Source organism: Lentzea guizhouensis (assembly GCF_001701025.1).
Lineage (GTDB): Bacteria > Actinomycetota > Actinomycetes > Mycobacteriales > Pseudonocardiaceae > Lentzea > Lentzea guizhouensis.
Window position 1 is genome coordinate 9,873,773 of sequence record NZ_CP016793.1, and the last position, 19,914, is coordinate 9,893,686.

A 19,914-nucleotide genomic window follows, 5' to 3' on the forward strand; every position below is an offset into this window, starting at 1 on the left:
CCTGCTAGCTGTGAGGTGTGTGCCCGCATGGCTCGAAAACTGTTGGCGTTGCTGGCGATGCTCGCCGCGACACTGGTACCGGTCGCCGTCCCGGCACCGGCCCAGGCCGCCCCGTTCAAGGTGCTGGCCTTCTACAACGGCACGTGGGACGCGGCGCACATCGCCTTCGTGAACGAGGCCAACCCGTGGCTCACCAGGGCCGGTCAGGAACACGGTTTCACCTATGAGGCGACGAAGGACTGGAACCGTCTCAGCACCCTCACCCCGGCCCAGGCGCAGGTCGTCGTCTTCCTCGACGACGCACCCACGAGCGCCGCGGCACGCACCGGCTTCCAGCGCTACGTGGAGGCGGGCGGCGGGTTCTTCGGCTTCCACGTCAGCGCGTTCACCCAGAACGCCGCCGAGTGGTCCTGGTACCACAACACGTTCCTGGGCAAGGGGAACTTCGTCAGCAACACCTGGGAGCCCACCACCGCGGTGCTGAAGGTCGAGACCCGCACCCACCCCACGACCCTGCGCCTGCCGGAGCGCTTCACCTCGTCGGTCAGCGAGTGGTACAGCTGGTCCCGCGACCTGCGCACCAACCCGGACATCCAGGTGCTGGCGAGCGTCGACCCGTCGAGCTTCCCGCTCGGCACCGACCCGAACCAGCAGTGGCGCAGCGGCTACTACCCGATCATGTGGACCAACAAGAACTTCAAGATGGTCTACGCGAACTTCGGCCACAACGCCATGGACTACGCGAACAACGTCCCGAAGTCGTCCACCTTCGCCTCCCCCACCCAGAACAACTTCCTCATCGACAGCCTGCTCTGGCTCGCCGGCGGCACCCAGCAGCCGCAGCCGGAGTGGAAGACGCTCGTCAACCGCGGCAACGGCAAGTGCGTCGACGCCCGCGCCGCCGGCCTCGTCAACGCGACCGTCATCCAGCAGTACACCTGCAACGGCACCACCGCCCAGAACTTCCGCGCGGTCGCCACCACCGACGGCCACTCCCGCCTGGAGTACCGCAACAACACGGCCAAGGTGCTCGACGTGAGCGACGTGTCCACCGCGGACGGCGCCGGCATCCACCTGTGGGACTACGTGGGCGGCACCAACCAGCAGTGGCGCGTGACCACCGGTTCCGACGGCTACTCGACGATCGTCGCGCGGCACTCCGGCAAGTGCCTGTCGGCGCCGGCCGGGAACACCGCGGACGGCGTGCAGCTGGTGCAGGCGACCTGCACCGGGTCGGCGGCGCAGTCGTTCCGCATCGCCTGACGCCGGTCAGTCGCGACGGCCCGGCTCCCGCCTGGCCGTCACCGTGACCCGTTCGCCCGGTCTCCGCTCCCCGGAGACCGGGCCGGACGACGCCAGGAACCCGTACATGTCGTTGAGCTGGTGCAACGCCGCCATCGCGTCCCGCCACACCGGGCAGGGCCAGGCCCGGTGCCGCCCGTACCAGGTGTGGCACGACTTGCACCGGTGCCGTTCGTCCGGCTCGTGCATCCGCAGCAGCCCGCGCCACCACGGCAGCGCCGACCGCAGCTGTTCGCGCAGCTCGAAGATCTCCTGGGGCGAGTCCGTCTGCGCGAGCTGGTTCATGGTCCGGTAGACGACCTCGACCACGGTTCGGTGGAAGGACCCCTGCCGTTCAGCGAGCGCCATGACCCAGATCCTCCGCGTGAAGATGAGCGCGTGGACTGACATGTCTGCCCGTGGCCACGGGTACCCCGTTCGCGGTTGAGACAGGCACGGTGGGAGTCTATGTTGGCCCGTGGCGGGCTTTCAACTGGAGAAAATCCCGTCACCCAGATAGCCCTTTCCGTGGGTGGAAACGCTCACTGCGCGCAACGGGGGGAGCCGGCAATGGCGGGGGAACGGTCCCTGGCTGACAAGCTCAACCACCTCTTCGCCTGTCACACCGCGCGGTCGGGGCAGGAGTACAGCAACGAGCAGGTCGCGGCCGCGATCGCGGACACCGGCGTGACCATCTCGCAGAGCTACATCTGGCAGCTGCGCAAGGCGAAGAAGGACAACCCGACTTTCAAGCACCTGCAGGCACTGGCAGGATTCTTCGGCGTGCCGGTGAGCTACTTCTTCGACGACGAGGTGACCGACCGCGTCGACGAGCAGCTGAAGTCCCTCAAGGACGAGCAGACCAGGCTGAACGAACTGACGGCGGGAAGTGACGCGCAGCTGATGGCGATGCGCGCGGGTGAGCTGTCGCCGGACCGGCGCAGGCTCGTCATGGAACTGCTGGACGTCGTCTACCGACAGGAACAGGCCGAGCGCGGCGAAGGATGACTCGTGGCCGAACGAGAACTGCGCAAGCGGTGCCGCCGTTTGTTGAACGAGCTCGACATCCAGCCGCCGCTGGACGTCGAGGAGCTGTGCCGCCGGGTCGGTGACCAGCGCGGGAAACCCATCCGGCTGGTCGCGCACCCGATTCCGGTGCCGGGGCCGTTCGGGGTGTGGATCGCCACCGCGAAGGCCGACTACATCCTGTACCAGCAGGAGACGTCGAAGGCGCACCAGAACCACATCATCCTGCACGAGCTCGGGCACCTGCTGGCCGGGCACACGAGCGACGAGCAGGACGACGGCCTGCTCGCGGGGCTGTACCCGGACCTCGAACCGGACGCCGTGCGACGAGCTCTGCGACGTACCTCCTACGACTCCGCGCACGAGCGTGAAGCGGAGACGGTCGCGACGATCATCCTCGAGTGGGCGTCGGTGCTGGACAAGGTCGCACCACGCAACTCGGAGGGCCCGGCGCGCCGGATGGCCAAGTCCCTCGCCGACCGGATCGGGTGGCTGTAGTGGAGTACCTCAAGGAGACGCAGGGCATCGTCGCGTTCTCCGCCCTGGCGGTGGTGCTGTACCTGCTGGTCCGGCGCCCGCACGACCCGCGGCTGCACGCCGTCACGGTGCTCGTGGCCGGCTGGGCGATCGGTTACCCGTTCGGGCGGGCGGCGGCGAACGGGCGCTGGTTCCTCGGGCTCGACCCGATGGTGTGCCAGCTGATCCAGCACTCGATGCTGCAGGTCGGCGTGTACGGCCTGATCTGCTTCTTCATCTTCTCCGCGCTGGACGACCGCAAGGCGCGCATCCAGGCGTCGATCCAGCTCGTGCCGCTCCTCGCGTGCATCTCGGTCATGACGTGGGCGGTGCTCTCGATCCCGGACGAGCTGCGGGTGGCCGCGGCGCGCGTGCCGAACTCGCTGGGCGGCGGGCCGACAGGCGTGCTGGCGATCACCGTGTTCTACGCGCTGGGTAACGGTTACCTGCTCTACGGGTTCGCGACGATGTTCGTGTGGGCCCGCCGGTACGCCCGCGGTGCCGAACCGCGGCTGCGCAGAGGTCTGCTGATCACCTCGACCGGCCTCGCGCTGCTGGTGCCGGCCGACGCGATCTTCGTGTCGTCGAACGTCTCGCGCTACTTCGGCGAGCCGCTCCCCCGCTGGCTGCTCACCACCGCCGTGTGGTTCCTGCTGCCCGGCGTGCTGCTGTGCGTGGTCGGGGTCATCTACCCGATCGCGGCGATGCGGGTAGCCGCCACCAAGCTCTGGCTGCGGCACTTGCGCGCCTACCACCGGCTCGGTCCGTTGTGGACGCTGCTCAACCAGTCGTTCCCCGAGGACGCGCTGCACCGGGTGCCGTCCAAACGGGACGCGCTCTCGCTGCGGGGTGTGCACCGGCGCTACTACCGGCGGGTGATCGAGTGCCGGGACGGGCTGGTGCGGATCAGCCCGTACATCGCGGAGACACCGGACGACCTGCCGCTGGCCGACCGGCTGCGAGCGGGCCTCGAGACGCGCAGGGCGGGCGCGGTGACGTTGCGCAGGCCGTTCGCGCTGGCGATCCCCGAGGACGACGGCATGGACGCGGACGTGCGGGAGCTCGAAAAGCTCGCGGTGTCGTTGCGCTGACCCGAGGCCGTGTCCTGCCGATCTCGCCCGTGACTCTCATCGAACGGATCGGCAGGACACGGCCTAGGCTCCGGAGGTGGACCTGCCCGTGATGCCTCCGGTGAAGCCGATGCTCGCCAAGTCCGTGCCCGAGCTGCCGCGCGGGGACGGGCTGCACTACGAGCCGAAGTGGGACGGCTTCCGCTGCATCGTGTTCCGCGACGGCGACGAGATCGAGCTCGGCTCCCGCAACGACAAGCCGCTGACCCGCTACTTCCCCGAGGTCGTCGAGCTGCTGCGCGACGCGCTGCCGCCGCGGTGCGTGGTCGACGGCGAGATCGTGCTGGTCACACCGGACGGGCTGAGCTTCGACGTGCTGCAGCTGCGGCTGCACCCGGCGGCCTCGCGGGTGCGCAAGCTCGCCGTCGAGACCCCGGCGAGCTTCGTGGCGTTCGACCTGCTGGCCCTCGGCGACGAGGACGTGACCGGGCTGACGCTGGCGCAGCGGCGCGGGATGCTCGAGGAGGCCGTCCGCGAGGTCCCCGGCGTGTACCTGACACCGTCCACGACGGATCCCGGCGTGGCGCAGGACTGGTTCACCCGGTTCGAGGGCGCCGGGTTCGACGGCGTGATGGTCAAGGCGGCCGACGGCGTCTACGAGCCCGACAAGCGCGTGATGTGGAAGGTGAAGCACGAGCGCACGGCCGACTGCGTGGTGGCGGGCTACAGGTTGCACAAGGACGGCGAGACGGTCGGCTCCCTCGTGCTCGGCCTCCACCAGGACGGCGAGCTGCGCAACGTGGGCGTCGCCAGCAGCTTCACCGCCGCCCGCCGCCGGGAGCTGGTCGAGGAGCTGAAGCCGCTGCTGAACCCGGCCGAGCACCCGTGGAGCGCGTGGGCGACGTACGAGGGTCCCGGTATGAACAGCCGGTGGAACCCGTCGAAGCAGTTGCAGGTCGTGTTGTTGGAGCCGACCCGTGTGGCTGAGGTGCGTTATGAGCACGTGCAGGGCGGACGGTTCCGCCACACCGCACGGCTCGTTCGGTTCCGTGAGGACAAAACAGCCGCTGAGTGCACCTACGAGCAGCTGGAGGAAGTGCCGCCGGCCGAGCTGGACGCCCTGTTCGGCGAGGCCGAGAGGCGCAGGACAATCGAACCGTGAAGGTGATCAGGCGGGACGGCACGCACGAGATCGAGATCCAGCGCTCGCGGTTCCTGTGCCACGTCGCCCGCGTCGCCACCGACCAGGAGGCGTCCGAGTTCTTCGCCCGTGTCCGCAAGGAGCACTGGCAGGCCTCGCACAACTGCACGGCGTTCCGGACCGCGGACACCCAGCGCTCCTCCGACGACGGCGAACCCGCCGGCACCGCCGGGGTGCCGATGCTGGAGGTGCTCACACGGCGCGATCTGGTCGACACGGCCGTTGTCGTCACCCGCTACTACGGCGGCATAAAGCTCGGCGCCGGAGGTCTCGTCCGTGCGTACGGACGAGCCGTGTCGGAGGCCATCGACGCGTTGGGCACGTTGACCCGCGAACGGCACGAGAGCGTCCTTCTGGCCGTGGACCACGACCAGGCGGGGAAGCTGGAGAACGCGTTGCGCGCGGCCGGGTACCACGTCGCGGACACCGAATACGGTCATGACGTCACCTTCACCGTGCTCACGAAGGACCCGGACGACTTCGAGGTCTGGCTCGCCGCGCAGACGGGCGGTGCGGTGACCGCCATCAGGGGCGAGCCCGTGGACCTCGACACACCCGGCCGCTAGAACTTGTCGGCCCAGGTCAGCGCGTAGTCGGCGACCTCTTCCCAGCCCGGCGTGCCCATGACGAAGTGCGGCCGGTTCGGGAACTCCTTGATCTCCGTGATCGCGGGCCCCTTGTACCTCCGGGCGTTCTCCCGGTTCATCGACGCGGGCACGACGTTGTCGCCCTCGCTCGCGATGAACAGCAGCGGCGCGCGGTCCGGGTTCTTCAGGTCGACCTTGGTCGCGTTGTGCGTGGTGAAGTTCGCGGTCGCGGCCTGCCACAGCGGGCGTCCGGGCGCGGTGATCGCGAACTGCTGCCGCAACGCCTCCGCCTCGTCGGCGGGCAGGGTGTTCGTGAAGGCGTAGTGCCACTCAGCCGGCGAGAGCTCGACGTTGCGCCGCACGTTGGCCGGGTTCTTCAGCACCGGGAACGCCGCCTTGATCGACGAGAACGGCAGGCCCAGCGTGCCCTTGGCGGGCGCCGAGTGGATCGCGACACCGGCCTTGCCCAGGCCCCGGTCCAGCAGCTTCTGCGTGATCAGGCCGCCGAACGAGTGGCCCATGATGATCGCGTCCTCCGCGTTGTGCTCGCGGATGAACTTCTCGACGTGGTCGGTGATCTCGACGACGCCCAGGCCGTTCGCGACCTCGGGGTGGGCCCGCATCTGCGCCACCTCGCCGTAGCCGGGCCAGGTCGGGGTGAGCACCTCGTGGCCGGCGGCCTCGAACCGCTCGGCGACGTTCTTCCAGCTGCCCGCGGTGAGCCACAGTCCGTGAACCAGCACGATCTTCGACATTTCCGTCTCCTCCGACTCCGTGGAGAACGCTCGTTCTCCGGTATGGGTGCTAAGGTAGAGAACGAGCGTTCTCCACGGCAAGAGGTGATGAGGGTGACGACGGACACAGAGGTCCGCGAACGGGTCCTGCAAGCCGCTGACCGGCTCTTCTACGCGAAGAGCGCGCACGCGGTCGGCATGGACGAGCTGCGCGCGGAGGCCGGCGTCTCGCTGAAGAAGCTCTACTCGCTCTTCGACGGCAAGGAGGCGCTGGTCGAGGAGGTGCTGCGCAAGCGGGAGGAGGCCATCACGGCCGAGACGATGAAGTACGTGCAGCGCGCGTCGACGCCGGTGGAGCAGGTCCTGGCGGTGTTCGACTGGATGGCGGACGCGTCGGGCACGACGGACTTCCGCGGCTGCGCGTTCATCAACTCCTACGCGGAGCTGGGGCCGTCGTCGGACCGCGTGACGGCGGTCGTGCGCCACCAGAAGTCCGGCGTGCGGGGCGCGATCGCGGCGATGGTGGCGGGGATGGGCAAGCCGGCGTGGGTGGCGGACTCGATCTTCCTGCTGTTCGAGGGCGCGATGACGAACACGGCGATCACGGTGTCGTCGGAACCGGCTCGGCAGGCCCAGAAGGCGGCGAGGTTCCTGCTGGAGTCCACATAGGAACGAGCCCCGCCGGCGAGGGTGCCGGCGGGGCTCGTCAAGGGTTCTGCCTCACGTACAGGGCAAGGCGTCCGGGTCGGCGCCCGCCTTGGGCACCCACCGCACGTTCGCGAACGAGGCCTGGAACGCGCCGTCGGTGTAGACGAGGAACGGCGTGTTGACGTTCTCCAGGTCCAAGCCCTTGTCGGAGAAGCAGGAGACCGGCACCTTGACGGTCGCCTTCTGCCCGATCGGGAGGTTGCGGAACGCCTGCGTGGCGTCGATCTCGGCCATGCACGGGTACTGGCAGTGCGTGCTGATGACCGTGCGGTTGGCCGGGGCCGCGTGCACGATCACGTCGAACTGGATGGCGGCGTTGGCGTTGCCGTAGCCGCGCAGGTCGCTCACGGCCGGGCTCTGCAGGTAGACCTGCGCCGGGCCGGTGCCGGTCCACGTCGTCTTGAGCGCGTCCTGCTGGACGTTGACGTCGGACTGCACGACGTTGATCTCGGCGTGCGAGGCCTGGCCGTCGGGGCCGATCACGGTGCCGCCCCAGTTCTCCGCGGAACCGATCATCGACTGGTAGGGCGCGACGTCGGTGCGGTTGAAGACCTCCAGGTCCTCGGTCGCGGTGCCACCGCCGCCACCGGAGCACAGGGCGCCGGGGCTGGTCTCGTCGAGCGTGCCGACGTTGCCGGTCTGCCAGTCGCGCAGGCCGTAGCCGAGCTTGAACAGCGGCTTCTTGGCGGGCTCACCCGGCAGCGCCGGGCAGGCCTCGGCCGGCCACGAGTAGGACAGCTTGCCGCTGAACCCGTTGTGCTTGCCGCGGATCAGCAGGTCCGCGATGCCCTGGCCCTCGGTGCCCGGCAGCCAGGCCGCCACGAACGCGTCGGAGCGGTTGATCTCCTTGTTCATGTACAGCGCGCGGCCACCGACGTAGACGGTGATGACCGGCTTGCCCTTGCCGGAGACCTTGTCCAGCACGGCGATGTCCTGCGGGTGCAGGCGAGCGGCCTCGAACGAGCGCTTGCCGAGGTCACCCACGCCCTCCGCGTACGGCGTCTCACCGATGACGGCGATGACGGCGTCGAACTGGCTCGCGTCGACACCCTCCGCGGTCTCGGCGAACGTGACGTTGGCGGCGCCCAGGCTGTCCTGGATGCCCTTGAGGATGCTGGTGGCGTTCGGGAAGTCGGCGTTGGTGTTGCCGGTGCCCTGCCAGCTCAGCGTCCAGCCACCGGTCTGGTTGGAGATGCTGTCCGCGCTCTTGCCGACGACGAGGACCTTGCTGCGCTTGGAGATCGGCAGCACGCGCTTGTCGTTCTTCAACAGCACGGCGGACTCGCGCACGGCCTCGCGAGCGAGTTCCTTGTGCAGCAACGCCTTCTGCTCACCCGCGTGCTCGCGCTGTGAGGGCTTCGGCGACTCGAACACACCGGCGCGCAGCTTGACGCGCAGAATGCGGGTGACGGCGTCGTCGATGCGCGCCATCGGGATCTCACCGGCCTCGACCTGGGCGATCGTGTTGGTGATGAGCGCCTTCCAGTCGTTCGGCACCATGAGGATGTCCAGGCCGGCGTTGATGGCCGCCGCGCAGCTGCCGTTCGTGCAGCCCGGAACCTGGCCGTGGCCGTTCCAGTCACCGACGAGCAGGCCGTCGAAGCCCATCTTCCCCTTGAGGATGCCGGTCTGCACGTACTTGGAGCCGTGCACCTTGCCCTCGTTGATGACGTCGTTCGTCCAGCTGTTGAACGAGATCATCACCGTCTGCGCACCCGCGGCGAGGGCACCGTAGTAGCCCTGGCCATGAATGTTGATCATGTCCTTCTCGGACGAGGCGTTGACGCCCTGGTCCTTGCCGCCGGTCGTGCCGCCGTCGCCGATGAAGTGCTTGGCGGTGGCGATCACGCCGTCGGAGCCGATGCGCTTCTTCGCGTTGTCCTGCAAGCCCTTCACGGCCTCGTAGCCGTACGCGCGGGTGATGCGCGGGTCCTCGGAGAAGCCCTCGTACGTGCGGCCCCACCGGTCGTCCTGCACGACGGCGAGCGTCGGCGCGAACGCCCAGTCCTGGCCCGTGGCACGGATCTGCTCGGCCGTGGCCTCACTGATGTCGCGCACCAGACACGGGTCGTGCGCGGCGCCGAGCCCGATGTTGTGCGGGAAGACCGTGGAGCCGAAGACGTTGTTGTTGCCGTGCACCGCGTCGATGCCCCAGATGACGGGGATCTTGGTGCGGCTCGCCTTCGACGCCTCCCAGTAGGCGTCGGCCAGCGTCAGCCAGTCCTGCGGCGTGGCCCGCTTGTTGCCACCGGGGAAGCTGCCGCCGCCGTTGAGCACCGACCCGAACCCGTAGTTCTTGACGTCCTCGGCCGTGATCGCGGCGATCTCCGGCTGCGTCATCTGACCGACCTTCTCGGCCAGCGTCATGTCCTTGAGGATCGCCTTGATGCGCGCCTCGTCCCTGCGGTCGCCATCCAGCTGGCTGTCGACCTTGGGCCAGTCCTTGAGCTCGGGCAAGGACCTCTCGATGCGAGCACACCCGTGCTCGGTCCGGGGCTGCCCGATGACCGTCTGCTTCGGCGGCCAGTGCTGCGCTTCCTGCGCGGTGGCCGCCGACGTCGCGCTGGCGGCGAGCGTCAGCCCCAGCACTGCGGCGAGCGTGCTTCTCCAATGCATGCCGCCGATCCTCAACTCCGTGTTACGCCTGCGTCAATGGGAACGCTCTCACGAGTTTGTTCCGGAACCTCCCCGGACGAAGTTCTCATACCGGGCCTGTGCGTTTGTGTGGGGTTTTGATCGAGGATTTTGAGGTGGGCGGCGTACGCAGGTGTGCCCTTAGGCGTGTCGATCTGATGGGCGTCAGAGCAGTCGGCTGTCGAAACCCGCCGTGATGAGGTGGTCGTACGCCTCCAGGACGTCGTCCGGCACGTCCTGCTCCACCGCGAAGCCCAGCGCCGGGTACTCGATCACACGTTGCAGGTCGCCGACCAGCATGTCCACCACGAGCTTCTCATCGCCGATCGACCGGACGTAGTCGTCGAGTTTCAGCGGTTCGGACGTGCAGGAGACGTCGACCTCGGGCCACACCTTGCGGCAGGTGGCGTACGCACGACGCTCCATGTACGGCTTGGAGATCAGCAGCACCGAGCGTGGCGCGTGACCGCGGTCGGCGAGCAGGGCGCGGGTCAGGGAGATGTTCTGGCCGGTGTTGCCTGCCTCCGGCTCGACGAGGATGGCGGCGTCGGGCACGCCGAGCGCCAGGGCGTGTTCGCGGTAGTGCACGGCCTCGCCGCGTGGAAAACGCGCCGCGGTCGTCGGGCTGTTGCCGCCGGTGAACACGAGAAGTGGAAACCGACCGGCGTGGTAGAGCTCCGCGGCGAAGGTCGCCACACCCAGGTCGTGGCTGCCGAGGCCGATCGCGACGTCCGCGGGTCGTGGCTCGTGGCCCATCTGGTGGTAGTCCCAGATGATCTCGGCGGCGCGTCGCTGGTCGTCGCTGAAGGGCTCGGTCACGGCGAGGTGCTCCTAGTTGACGTACTCGAAGGCACTGCGGACAGCTTCGATGCTGGTCAGTTGATGAAACATGCCGAACCTGCGGGAGGTGCGCGCCGCCTCATCGAGCAGGCGCAGGCCGTCGGCCGAGGTGGCGTGGTCGGACAGCAGGACGTGGGCGTGGGCCGTGTGCAGCCTTACGCGTTGCATCGGCGAGTCGGCGGAGCGGTTCGTGAGTGCCACGTCGAGGTAGCTCGAAGCCGCGCCGAGGGCGCCGGCACCGCGATGGGCGAGGGCCATCTTCTGATGTGCGACCGACCAGTCCTCGGGCTCTTCGAGCTGTTCGAAGCGATGGATCGCCTCGGTCATGACCTTGACCGCGTGGACGTTGACACCCTTCTTGCTGAGCGCTGTGCCGACCCACAGAAGCGCGCGGGCGCGATCGCGTGGGCTGAGACGTGCGTCCACCGTCAGTGCCTCGTACCTGCGAGCAGCGAGATCGAGCCGGCCGTTCATCTCCTCGACGACCGCGAGTGACAGCTCGACCTGTGCCGCACGCCTGGGCACGTCCAGGTCGCGGAAGAGCTCGTGGGCACAGCGGTAGGTGTGCCGGGCCGACAACGGTCCACGGGTGTCGCCTCGGTCGCGCTGCAGGTCACCGAGCAGCACGAGCGATCGGGCGTGCAGGTACCGACCCTGGAGGTCGAGTTCCTGCGGGTTGAACCGGTGCAGCCAGCGGTCGATGAGGCTGGCCGCGAACCCGAAGTCCTGGCGAGCGAGGCACGCAGCAGCGCGTCCGAGGTCGTCAATCCACGTCTCGTAGTCCCATTGACGCGGGCCACTCCGGTAGTACTCACGCGCGGGAACCTCACCGTCCTGCCGAAGGAGCAGTTCGAACCGCTGCTTCGCCTCGGCGTCCGCGGTGGACAACGCGGTGTCCAGAATGGACTGCATGAACGGGCGCGGTGTGGTGCCCGTGCCGAGCGACTCCCACTTGGTGACGGTGCGGACGCCGATGCCCAGGTGTTCGGCGAAAGCACGCACGCTGAGGCGAAGTGCCCGACGCAGCACGCGCGTCTCACGGCCTGTCCAGTGAGCCAGCGACCCCATAGCGATGACCTCCCCAGGCCATGCAACCACGGCTCCACGGGTACGTGCGCCGCAAGTGCCACGGAAGTGCACCACCTGTTCCTTCCCGCTCAGACCGGCGGTGACCAGGCTGTGTGCAGGACAACAGCTCACCAGTCTTGCAGACCTGGACCAGGAGACGACTCATGACAAAGGCAATCGCCCATCCTCAGGCGGCCATCGCCACGGAGGTGCGGCACCGCCTGCGCCTCCAACTTGCCGTGGATCACTCGATCAACCCGATCGAGGCAGACCGGATCATCACCGACATGCTCAGCTTCCTCACGGTGTGCGCGGCCAACCCACATCAGCGGTTCCGGCCAAGCAGGCAGGTCGACCTCGGATGGCACCAGTTCATCCTCAACACCCACGACTACGCCGAGTTCTGCGAACGGGTGGCCGGCCGGTTCATCCACCACGTGCCGGACGAGTTCGTGGCACCAGAGCGTCGCGCGACAGCGAACGTCCTCAGGCCTACGGTGGAGGCGATCAAGGCAGCAGGGCTCCCGCTCCACCCGGAGTTGTGGGCGGCCGGCGGCGGACGCTGCTCGCAGTGCCATTCGGGCTGCACCAGCTGCGGCCAAGGCGACGACCCGTCTCCACACCGGATCTGAGGACGCAGATGAACGACCGCCTCGCCTGGCAGGCGCTACCCCTGGACGTGCGAGCTGCCGTGCAGGCGCACACCGGCGTCGTAGTTGAGGCGGAAAGTTCCTCTGCTGGACGCAACTCGGCGTTCTCGGCCTCGTTGCGCACCGCAGACGGCTTGGTGTTCTGCAAAGGCGGCCGCACGAACAGCCCGCAGGCATTCATGCACCGCAACGAGGCACTCGTGAACCCCTTGCTGCCCCGGGAACTGGCACCGAAGCTGCGGTGGCAGGTCGAACAGGACGGCTGGCTGCTGCTCGGGTTCGAGCACGTGCCAGGCCGGCACGCCGACCTGACGCCGAACTCGGCTGACCTGCCGTTGGTGGCGGATGCGGTGAGGCGGATCGGCGCCATCACCGCTCCGACAACCGACCGGAGAATCGCCGATCACTGGGTCACGGCGCTCGGCAGGGAGAACGCTGACGGGTTGGCGGCGCGGGCACCGCAGTACATGCACGGCTCGACGCTGGTGCACTCCGACCTCAACCCGTTGAACATCCTCATCACCGAATCGGCGCATGTCGTCGACTGGGCGTGGTGGCGGACAGGTGCCGCGTGGATCGACCCGGCGTTCGTCGTCGTGCGGCTCGTGGCGGAAGGGCACGATCCCGCGCAGGCCGAGGAGTGGGCCGCTGCGCAGTTCGACGCGTTCCGCTCGGCTCCGACCGAGGCAGTCACCGCGTTCGCCGCCTCGCTGGTGTGCCTGTGGGAACGGAGGTTCGCGGGCACCGACGTCACCGAGGCCGCCCGGAGGTGGGCAGGCTTCCGGACAGCGAACGGCCCTCGGCTCCGCGAGGATCCGAGGGCCGCGAACGACTGAGACCGAGCGTCAGCCGACGAGCGCGCGCACCCGGCGCAGCACCTCGTCCTTGCCCAGCGTCCGCGCGATCGCGTGCAGGTCCGGGCTCCGCATCGACCCGGTCAGCGCGACGCGGATCAGCTGCGCCGCCTCCTTGATCGAGCCGGGGTACGAGTCCGGGTTCTTCTTGAACTCCCTGGGGTTCGGCGCGAACCCGTGCTTGGCCGCCAGCTCGCGGATCTGGCCGAACCACTCCTGGCCGTCCTCGAGGTCGGCGTACCCGTCCGCGAAGTCCGCCGCGAAGGCCGAGATCAGCTCCGGGGACAACCCGCCGAGCCGCTCGTCGGTGCGGTCGGTGACCAGCTCGAACAGCGAGGTGAAGAAGAACCCGTAGGCCGACCGGAAGTCGGACCACTTGCGGAGGTCCTTGCGCGGGTTGCTGACCTCCGGGCCGCGCTCGACCTGCAGGGCCGCCAGCGCCTCCTCGCGGGACGACGACAGCACCTCGACCAGCTCGGGGTCGTACGCGGCGGCCCACACCGAGATGCGGTCGACGATCTCCTCGCCGGACAGCGTGGCCACGTAGTCGGCGCAGATGTCGTCGAGCTTCACCAGGTCGACGAGAGGCCCGGCCACACCGCACTCGGCCAGCGACAGCGGCGCCTCCAGGGCCTCCGCCAGCGGCAGCTCGGCCAGGCGGGCGTTCACCAGGCCGCGCAGGTAGTACTGGACGGCCTCGGCCGGGAAGCCGGCCTCGATGAAGTACTCGACGGAGGCCTCGGGGTCCTTGCGCTTGGAGAGCTTGCGCCGGGAGCCGCCCTGCTGCTTCATCAGCGGCGCGATGTGGGCGTACTCGACGCGCTCGAAGCCGAGTGCGTCGAACAGCTGCAGGTGGGTGGGGACCGAGGAGATCCACTCCTCGCCGCGGATCACCAGGTTCACGCGCATCAGGTGGTCGTCGACGGCGTGCGCGAAGTGGTAGGTGGGCAGGCGCGGCGAGGAGTCGGAGGCCTTGAGGATGACCACGTCGTTGCGGTTGGCCTCGTGCTCCAGCTGACCGCGGATCGCGTCCACGAACGAGGTGCGCTCCCCCGCCTTGCCCGGCGAGCGGAAGCGGACGACGTACGGGCGGCCGGCGTCCAGCGCCTCCTGGACCTCCTCGGCGGTCTTGTCACGCCACAGCGCCCAGCGGCCGTAGTAGCCGGTCGGGAGCTTCGTCGCCTGCTGGCGGGCGGTGATGTCGGCGAGCTCCTCCTTCGTGGCGAAGCAGAGGTACGCCTTGCCGGAACGCAGCAGCTCACGCACGTAGGTCAGGTAGACCTGCTCGCGCTGCGACTGGTGGTACGGGCCGTAGGCGCCGACCTCGTCGGCCTCGTCGGGCTGGATGCCGAAGTAGGCGAACGCGCGGTTGAACTGGTCGACGGCGCCGGGGACCTCACGGGCCTGGTCGGTGTCCTCGACGCGCACGATGTAGGCGCCGCCCGAGTGGGAGGCGATGTCGCGGTCGATCATGCCGACGTAGAGGCCGCCGATGTGCAGGAACCCGGTCGGCGACGGCCCCAGACGGGTGACCTTGGCGCCTTCCGCCAGCCCGCGGGGCGGGTACTGCTCCTCCCAGTGGGACGGCTCGGGCAGGTCCGAGGGGAACAGGGCGTCGACGACGGCACGGTCGAGCATCGCTGAGGGTCTCCAAAACCGGGGAAAGAAAGTCCTCCCAGGTTATCAATGGGAACGACCGGGGAACGCCAGTGGGCATGAAGGCAGTCACTTGGCACGGCAAACGGGACGTCCGGGTCGACAGCGTGCCGGACCCGGCGCTCAAGGAACCAGAGGACGTCATCATCAAGGTGACGTCCAGCGGCATCTGCGGCTCGGACCTGCACCTGTACGAGGTGCTGGGGCCGTTCCTCACCGAGGGCGACATCCTGGGACACGAGCCCATGGGCATCGTCGAAGAAGTAGGCGCGCAGGTCACCGAGCTCAAACCCGGCGACCGGGTGGTGATCCCGTTCAACGTCTCGTGCAACCACTGCTTCATGTGCGACCAGGGGTTGCAGTCGCAGTGCGAGACCACCCAGGTGCGCGAGTACGGGTCGGGAGCGGCCCTGTTCGGGTACACGAAGCTCTACGGCCAGGTGCCCGGCGGTCAGGCCGAGTACCTGCGGGTTCCGTTCGGCAACAGCCTGCCGATCAAGGTGCCGGAGGGTCCGTCGGACGACCGGTTCGTCTACCTCAGCGACGTGCTGCCCACGGCGTGGCAGGCGGTCGAGTACGCGGGCGTGCGGGAAGGCGGCACGGTCGCGGTGCTGGGCCTCGGCCCGATCGGTGACATGGCGTGCCGGGTCGCGATGCACCGGGGTGTGCGGGCGATCGGCATCGACCTAGTGCCCGAACGCCTCGCCCGCGCCAAGGCGAGGGGCGTCGAGACGATCGACCTGCGCGGAGCCGGCAAGCGCATCGCCGAGGTGGTCAGGGACCTCACCGGTGGCCGCGGGCCGGACGCGGTGATCGACGCGGTCGGCATGGAGGCGCACGGCGCACCGGTCGCGAAGGCCGCGCAGCAGTTCACCGGCCTGCTGCCGGACGTCGTGGCGAAGAAGTTCATGCTCGAGGCGGGCCTGGACCGGCTCAAGGCGCTGCACACGGCCATCGAGATCGTGCGGCGTGGCGGCACGATCTCCATCTCGGGCGTCTACGGCGGCATGGCGGACCCCATGCCGATGCTCACGATGTTCGACAAGCAGGTCCAGCTGCGCATGGGCCAGGCGAACGTGTGGCGCTGGGTGCCGGAGATCCTGCCGCTGCTGACCGACGGCGACCCGCTGGGCGTGGACGACTTCGCCACGCACCGGCTGCCGCTCGCCGAGGCGCCCAAGGCGTACGAGACGTTCCAGAAGAAGGCCGACGGGATGGTCAAAGTGCTGCTCAAACCTTGATCGGCCTAGACTGCGCGGCCATGGCGAAGTACCTGGACGTCCACCCGGACAACCCGCAGAAGCGCGCGATCGACCAGGCCGTGCGGATCCTGCAGGAGGACGGCCTGATCGCGTACCCGACGGACTCCTGTTACGCGCTGGGCTGCCGGCTGGGCAACAAGGACGGCATCGACCGGATCCGCTCGATCCGCAAGCTCGACGACAAGCACCACTTCACGCTGATGTGCGAGAACTTCGCGCAGCTCGGGCAGTTCGTGCAGGTCGACAACGCGGTGTTCCGCGCGGTCAAGGCGTCCACGCCGGGCGGTTACACGTTCATCCTGCCCGCCACCAAGGAGGTGCCGCGCCGGATGATGCACCCGAAGAAGAAGACGGTGGGTGCACGCATCCCGGACCACGTGGTGACGCAGGCGCTGTTGCAGGCGATGGGCGAGCCGTTGCTGACCTCCACCCTGCTGCTGCCCGACGAGGCGGAGCCGCTGGTGCAGGGCTGGGAGATCAAGGAACGGCTCGACCACGTGGTGGACGCGGTGATCGACTCAGGCGAGTGCGGCACCACGCCCACCACGGTGGTGGACTTCTCCGACGGCGAGGCCGCGATCATCCGCTACGGCGCGGGCGACCCCACCCGCTTCGAGTGAGTGGTCACGCGGGGCCCCCGCGTGACCACCAGGCAACGAAGGGCCTCCGCGTGACCGGCACGCGGGGGCCTTTCGTGCGCTTGGAGAGTACGAAAGCTCCCCGCGTGCGCTCCTAGGAGACGACGAGGGCGTAGTCGGCGTCGGTAGCCGCCGTTTCGCGGTGGCCGTCGACGTTGACCGCCGTCGCGATGACCTCGACGGTCCACGTGCCTGCGGCGGCCGTCTGGATGAGGACGTTCTCCACGGTGTCGATGGTGTTCGCGGCACCGCCGGACGTGGACCAGTTGCCGGCCAGCAGGCCGTTGTTGCCCCAGTAGACGGTGCCGTTGGGGGCGGTGACCTTGAGCGTCAGGTCGTTGACGGTCGCCTTCGCCGCGGTCGGGGAACCGGCCGGGTCGGTGTAGGCGAGGGTGGCGCGCAGCGGCGTCTGGCCGTTCGACGTCACCGTGTACTTGCGCGACTGACCGGTGGTGAGCAGGTCGGTCTCGTTCACCAGCACGGGCAGCTTCCAGCCGCCCGCCTTCGCGCGGTCGTGGAGGTTGCGCACGGACGCGGTGCCCCAGCCCTGGTGAGTGCGGGTCTGGTCGTGCGTGGTGCCGGAGAACGCGTGCTGGTCGGCGGTGTTGATCAGCAGCGCCTTGGCCGTGGCCGCGTGCGGGCGCGCGGTGAACACGTCACGGGCCTTGCCGGGACCGCCGTCGAACACGCCGTCGGCCCACATCTGGAACAGCAGACCGGCGTTGCCGCAGGTGATCGGCGTGGCACCGGAGGTGCCGCCGAACGAGGTGGTGTACGAGGTGTCCGAAGTGGACGACGTGGTGTCGATGCGGTCGTAGAAGTTCGACAGCTCCGGCTTGATGCGGCCGTCGGCGGCCGGTCCGATCGACGCGCCGCCGTTCCACCTGTCGTCGGTGCGCGAGGCGGTGTTGTAGTGGTAGTGGCCGCCGACCGAGAGCACGTTCTTCGCCCACGCCTGCGGACGTGAGCTGCGGGTGCCCGCGTTGCTCTGCGACTGGCAGATCAGGATGTCGTGGTCGAACACGATCCGGTCCATCTCCTGCGAGAGGGAGTTGTACGCGGTCGTGAGCGTGCTGCCCCAGCTGTTGCTCTGGAACACCGCCCGGTACCGCCCGGCCGGGTCGACCAGCCGCGCGGTGTGCGCGTAGCGGTCGCCGGAGTTGTAGACGGCGAAGATGCCCTGCGCCTCGGGCAGCAGACCGCGCTGCGCCGGCGTGACACCGGAGGCGAAGATCTGGCCGTAGGTCGAGGTGCCGTGCGAGGTGCTCGACGAGTTCGCGGTGTGCATCAACGGCGGCCGGGCGCGGAACTCCTGGTGCGTGGTGCGCAGGCCGCCGTCCATCACCTCACCGCGCACGCCCTGGCCGCGGTAGCCGCCCGCCGCCTCGACGTGGTTGGCACCGGACGACTCGCGCGAGATCGCCATGTCGGTCTCCGGCGCGGACACCGGGTCGACGGCGAGCACGGCGGGCAGCTTCGCGACCTTCGCCACCTGACCCGCGTCGAGGTGGGCCAGGATGTGCTCGCGGCTCGCCGAGACCGTGTCGACGCGGGCGCCCATCGCCTTCAGCTGCGCCACCACGGCGTTCTGGTCGTCGGCGTTCTGCTCGACCAGCGTGATCAGGTAGTCGGCGGACCCGGACAGCGTCATCACCCGCGGCTGGGCCTCGAACGGCTGCAAGCCCCGCACGTAGCTCAACCGGGAGACGCGCGCGGTGTTCGTCATCCGCGCGACGTAGGTGCCGTCCTGCACGAACGCGCCCAGCTTCACGCCGAGGCCCTTGAGCTGGTGGCGTTGCGCGTCGGACAACGTGGTGCGGAACTGGAGCAGATAGGCGCCCTCGACGGGTGCGGCCACCGCGGGCGCAGCACCGCTGATCAGCGCGAACGCCGATACGACTGACAGAATTGTGCGCAGCACGAAAAAGACCTCCACATCGGCAGGGACGCCCGGACAGGAGGTGCAGTCCGGGCCCGTGACCAGCACGTTACCGTGATCGACGAGGTCGGGACAGCAGTCGTTCGGCGGGAGCGCATCTTGACATACGGTGTAGATCGGCTTCTTTACCCGCCGATATTTCACATTCACCCGGATGGGTGCGTCCGCGGTAACGCCGGGGCAGGTATGCCCGACATGACCGGCGAACTGAAATCCGCACGGAGGATGGATGTCTGTCTCACCTGAGCAGCTGATGGAAGAACTGCGCACGTTGTGCCGAGGGCGCGGTGTGCAGACTCCCGGAATCGACCTGCACGTCGGTCCGGCGCTGCGCCAGGTGTGCGGCATCGTGGAGACCGACGGCGCGGAAGCGGTGCGCACGAAACTGCGCGAGTGGGTCACGAACGCCGCCCGCGGTTTCCCGGTGGAGGTCCGCAACGCCGTTCTGGCGCCGCTCGGGCTGCACGAGGACGCGCAGTACCGGTTCCTCAACGAACGCATCGAATGGCTCGCGCGCCAGCAGGACCGCGGCGCGCGCACGGTGCGCAGGCGGATGGAGTCCGGGTTGCAGCGCCTCGTGGAGGTGGCGCTGCAACCGGCCCCGACGACGGTGCACCTGGCACCGTCCGAACTGTGGCACGTCAAGGAGTTCGACGCGCTGCTGAAGCTGGACGGCCCGACGCCCGCGTGCACGGAACGCCGGACCGTCGTGGCCGACACCGACGGCGTGAACGAGATCGCGTGGTCCATCACGATCCCGTCCCCGACGCCCGAGGGCGCGCCTGGCGACCTGGACATCGAGGTGTTGCACGGGGTGGAGCTCATCGGCCACGAACGGCCGTCCCCGCGGCGCTTCCTCATGAAGCTGCGCTTGCCCCGACCCCTCAACACGGGGCAAACACACCAGTTCGCACTGGAGGTGAGGGTGCCGCGGGGACAGTCGATGCGTCCGACCTACGTGTTCTGGCCGGAGCGCATGTGCGAGTCGTTCCGGTTGCGGGTGCGGTTCGACCGGGACGACCTGCCCGAATCGGTGTGGCGCGTCGACGAGGCACTGGCGCGCGACACCGATGATCTGACGCCGTGGCCCAAGAAACTGCCCGTCGACGAGATCGGTGAGATCGACGTGGAGTTCTCACACCCCCGTCAGGGGCGCGGGTACGGCGTGCAGTGGGCGCCACGTCCGCGGACCTAGACGAGCGCGAGCAGCAGAACGGACAGGAATTCGACGAAGAAGTGCGGTTCCACGG

General features: G+C 68.8%; 19 protein-coding genes. 12 read left to right on the forward strand and 7 right to left on the reverse strand.

Translation table 11 applies throughout. The annotated features are described in order from the left end of the window. Positions 1–27 precede the first annotated feature (27 nt). Positions 28–1,263: a ThuA domain-containing protein gene (locus tag BBK82_RS46830; protein ID WP_065920655.1), complete on the forward strand. Its 1,236-nt coding sequence runs from the start codon at positions 28–30 to the stop codon at positions 1,261–1,263. Positions 1,264–1,269: 6 nt separating this feature from the next. On the opposite strand, the gene BBK82_RS46835 is transcribed toward BBK82_RS46830, so the two are convergent. After that, positions 1,270–1,650: a hypothetical protein gene (locus BBK82_RS46835; RefSeq protein WP_065920656.1), complete on the reverse strand. Its 381-nt coding sequence runs from the start codon at positions 1,648–1,650 to the stop codon at positions 1,270–1,272. 201 nt (positions 1,651–1,851) lie between these two features. On the opposite strand from BBK82_RS46835, the gene BBK82_RS46840 reads away from it, so the two are divergent. The 5 genes from BBK82_RS46840 (at position 1,852) to BBK82_RS46860 (ending at position 5,660) form a co-directional block, all read left to right on the forward strand. Next, entirely contained in the window at positions 1,852–2,289 is a 438-nt protein-coding gene (locus BBK82_RS46840; protein WP_065920657.1) for a helix-turn-helix domain-containing protein, read from the forward strand. A 3-nt stretch (positions 2,290–2,292) separates the two neighbouring features. Then, the gene (locus BBK82_RS46845) at positions 2,293–2,805 is read left to right on the forward strand and encodes an ImmA/IrrE family metallo-endopeptidase (protein ID WP_065920658.1); all 513 of its coding nucleotides are present in this window, start codon (positions 2,293–2,295) and stop codon (positions 2,803–2,805) included. After that, complete coding sequence (locus BBK82_RS46850; RefSeq protein ID WP_065920659.1) at positions 2,805–3,914, forward strand: MAB_1171c family putative transporter; 1,110 nt, start codon at positions 2,805–2,807, stop codon at positions 3,912–3,914. The genes BBK82_RS46845 and BBK82_RS46850 overlap by 1 nt, the downstream gene beginning before the upstream one ends. A 76-nt stretch (positions 3,915–3,990) precedes the next feature. Further along, a complete protein-coding gene (locus BBK82_RS46855; protein WP_154697920.1) occupies positions 3,991–5,055 on the forward strand; it encodes an ATP-dependent DNA ligase in 1,065 nt (354 codons plus the stop codon). Then, positions 5,052–5,660 (forward strand): YigZ family protein, encoded by a 609-nt coding sequence (locus tag BBK82_RS46860; protein ID WP_065920660.1) that lies wholly within the window; start codon positions 5,052–5,054, stop codon positions 5,658–5,660. Before BBK82_RS46855 ends, BBK82_RS46860 begins: the two co-directional genes overlap by 4 nt. Here the strand turns inward: BBK82_RS46860 and BBK82_RS46865 are convergent. Next, positions 5,657–6,436, reverse strand: a complete 780-nt coding sequence (locus tag BBK82_RS46865) for an alpha/beta hydrolase (RefSeq protein WP_065920661.1) — start codon at positions 6,434–6,436, stop codon at positions 5,657–5,659. The two genes, BBK82_RS46860 and BBK82_RS46865, sit on opposite strands and share 4 nt — an antisense overlap. Positions 6,437–6,529: 93 nt before the next feature. Between BBK82_RS46865 and BBK82_RS46870 the strand changes: the two genes are divergently transcribed. Further along, positions 6,530–7,084: a TetR/AcrR family transcriptional regulator gene (locus BBK82_RS46870; protein ID WP_170068086.1), complete on the forward strand. Its 555-nt coding sequence runs from the start codon at positions 6,530–6,532 to the stop codon at positions 7,082–7,084. Between the two features lie 51 nt (positions 7,085–7,135). On the opposite strand, the gene BBK82_RS46875 is transcribed toward BBK82_RS46870, so the two are convergent. The 3 genes from BBK82_RS46875 to BBK82_RS46885 all read right to left on the reverse strand — a co-directional run bounded on the left by BBK82_RS46875 (position 7,136) and on the right by BBK82_RS46885 (position 11,599). Next, positions 7,136–9,739 (reverse strand): glycoside hydrolase family 3 protein, encoded by a 2,604-nt coding sequence (locus BBK82_RS46875; RefSeq protein WP_083268666.1) that lies wholly within the window; start codon positions 9,737–9,739, stop codon positions 7,136–7,138. 183 nt (positions 9,740–9,922) lie between these two features. Then, entirely contained in the window at positions 9,923–10,576 is a 654-nt protein-coding gene (locus BBK82_RS46880) for a YdcF family protein (RefSeq protein WP_065920663.1), read from the reverse strand. Positions 10,577–10,588: 12 nt separating this feature from the next. Continuing rightward, complete coding sequence (locus BBK82_RS46885; RefSeq protein ID WP_237047967.1) at positions 10,589–11,599, reverse strand: hypothetical protein; 1,011 nt, start codon at positions 11,597–11,599, stop codon at positions 10,589–10,591. A gap of 230 nt (positions 11,600–11,829) precedes the next feature. On the opposite strand from BBK82_RS46885, the gene BBK82_RS46890 reads away from it, so the two are divergent. Further along, positions 11,830–12,297: a glycine-rich domain-containing protein gene (locus BBK82_RS46890; RefSeq protein ID WP_065920665.1), complete on the forward strand. Its 468-nt coding sequence runs from the start codon at positions 11,830–11,832 to the stop codon at positions 12,295–12,297. An 8-nt stretch (positions 12,298–12,305) separates the two neighbouring features. Further along, a complete protein-coding gene (locus tag BBK82_RS46895; RefSeq protein ID WP_065920666.1) occupies positions 12,306–13,151 on the forward strand; it encodes a hypothetical protein in 846 nt (281 codons plus the stop codon). 9 nt (positions 13,152–13,160) lie between these two features. Here the strand turns inward: BBK82_RS46895 and BBK82_RS46900 are convergent, their stop codons facing one another. Next, positions 13,161–14,807 (reverse strand): glutamate--tRNA ligase, encoded by a 1,647-nt coding sequence (locus tag BBK82_RS46900; RefSeq protein ID WP_065920667.1) that lies wholly within the window; start codon positions 14,805–14,807, stop codon positions 13,161–13,163. Between the two features lie 77 nt (positions 14,808–14,884). Here BBK82_RS46900 and BBK82_RS46905 point away from each other — a divergent pair, with 77 nt between their 5' ends. Together BBK82_RS46905 and BBK82_RS46910 are read left to right on the forward strand one after the other, a co-directional pair. After that, positions 14,885–16,066: a zinc-dependent alcohol dehydrogenase gene (locus tag BBK82_RS46905; RefSeq protein WP_065921938.1), complete on the forward strand. Its 1,182-nt coding sequence runs from the start codon at positions 14,885–14,887 to the stop codon at positions 16,064–16,066. Positions 16,067–16,086: 20 nt separating this feature from the next. Beyond that, a complete protein-coding gene (locus BBK82_RS46910; RefSeq protein WP_065920668.1) occupies positions 16,087–16,707 on the forward strand; it encodes an L-threonylcarbamoyladenylate synthase in 621 nt (206 codons plus the stop codon). Positions 16,708–16,819: 112 nt separating this feature from the next. Here BBK82_RS46910 and BBK82_RS46915 read toward each other — a convergent pair whose 3' ends face one another. Next, positions 16,820–18,646, reverse strand: coding sequence for a S8 family serine peptidase (locus BBK82_RS46915; RefSeq protein ID WP_237047968.1), 1,827 nt, complete (start codon positions 18,644–18,646; stop codon positions 16,820–16,822). 247 nt (positions 18,647–18,893) lie between these two features. Between BBK82_RS46915 and BBK82_RS46920 the strand changes: the two genes are divergently transcribed. Continuing rightward, positions 18,894–19,859 (forward strand): hypothetical protein, encoded by a 966-nt coding sequence (locus tag BBK82_RS46920; protein WP_065920669.1) that lies wholly within the window; start codon positions 18,894–18,896, stop codon positions 19,857–19,859. Positions 19,860–19,914 lie beyond the last annotated feature (55 nt).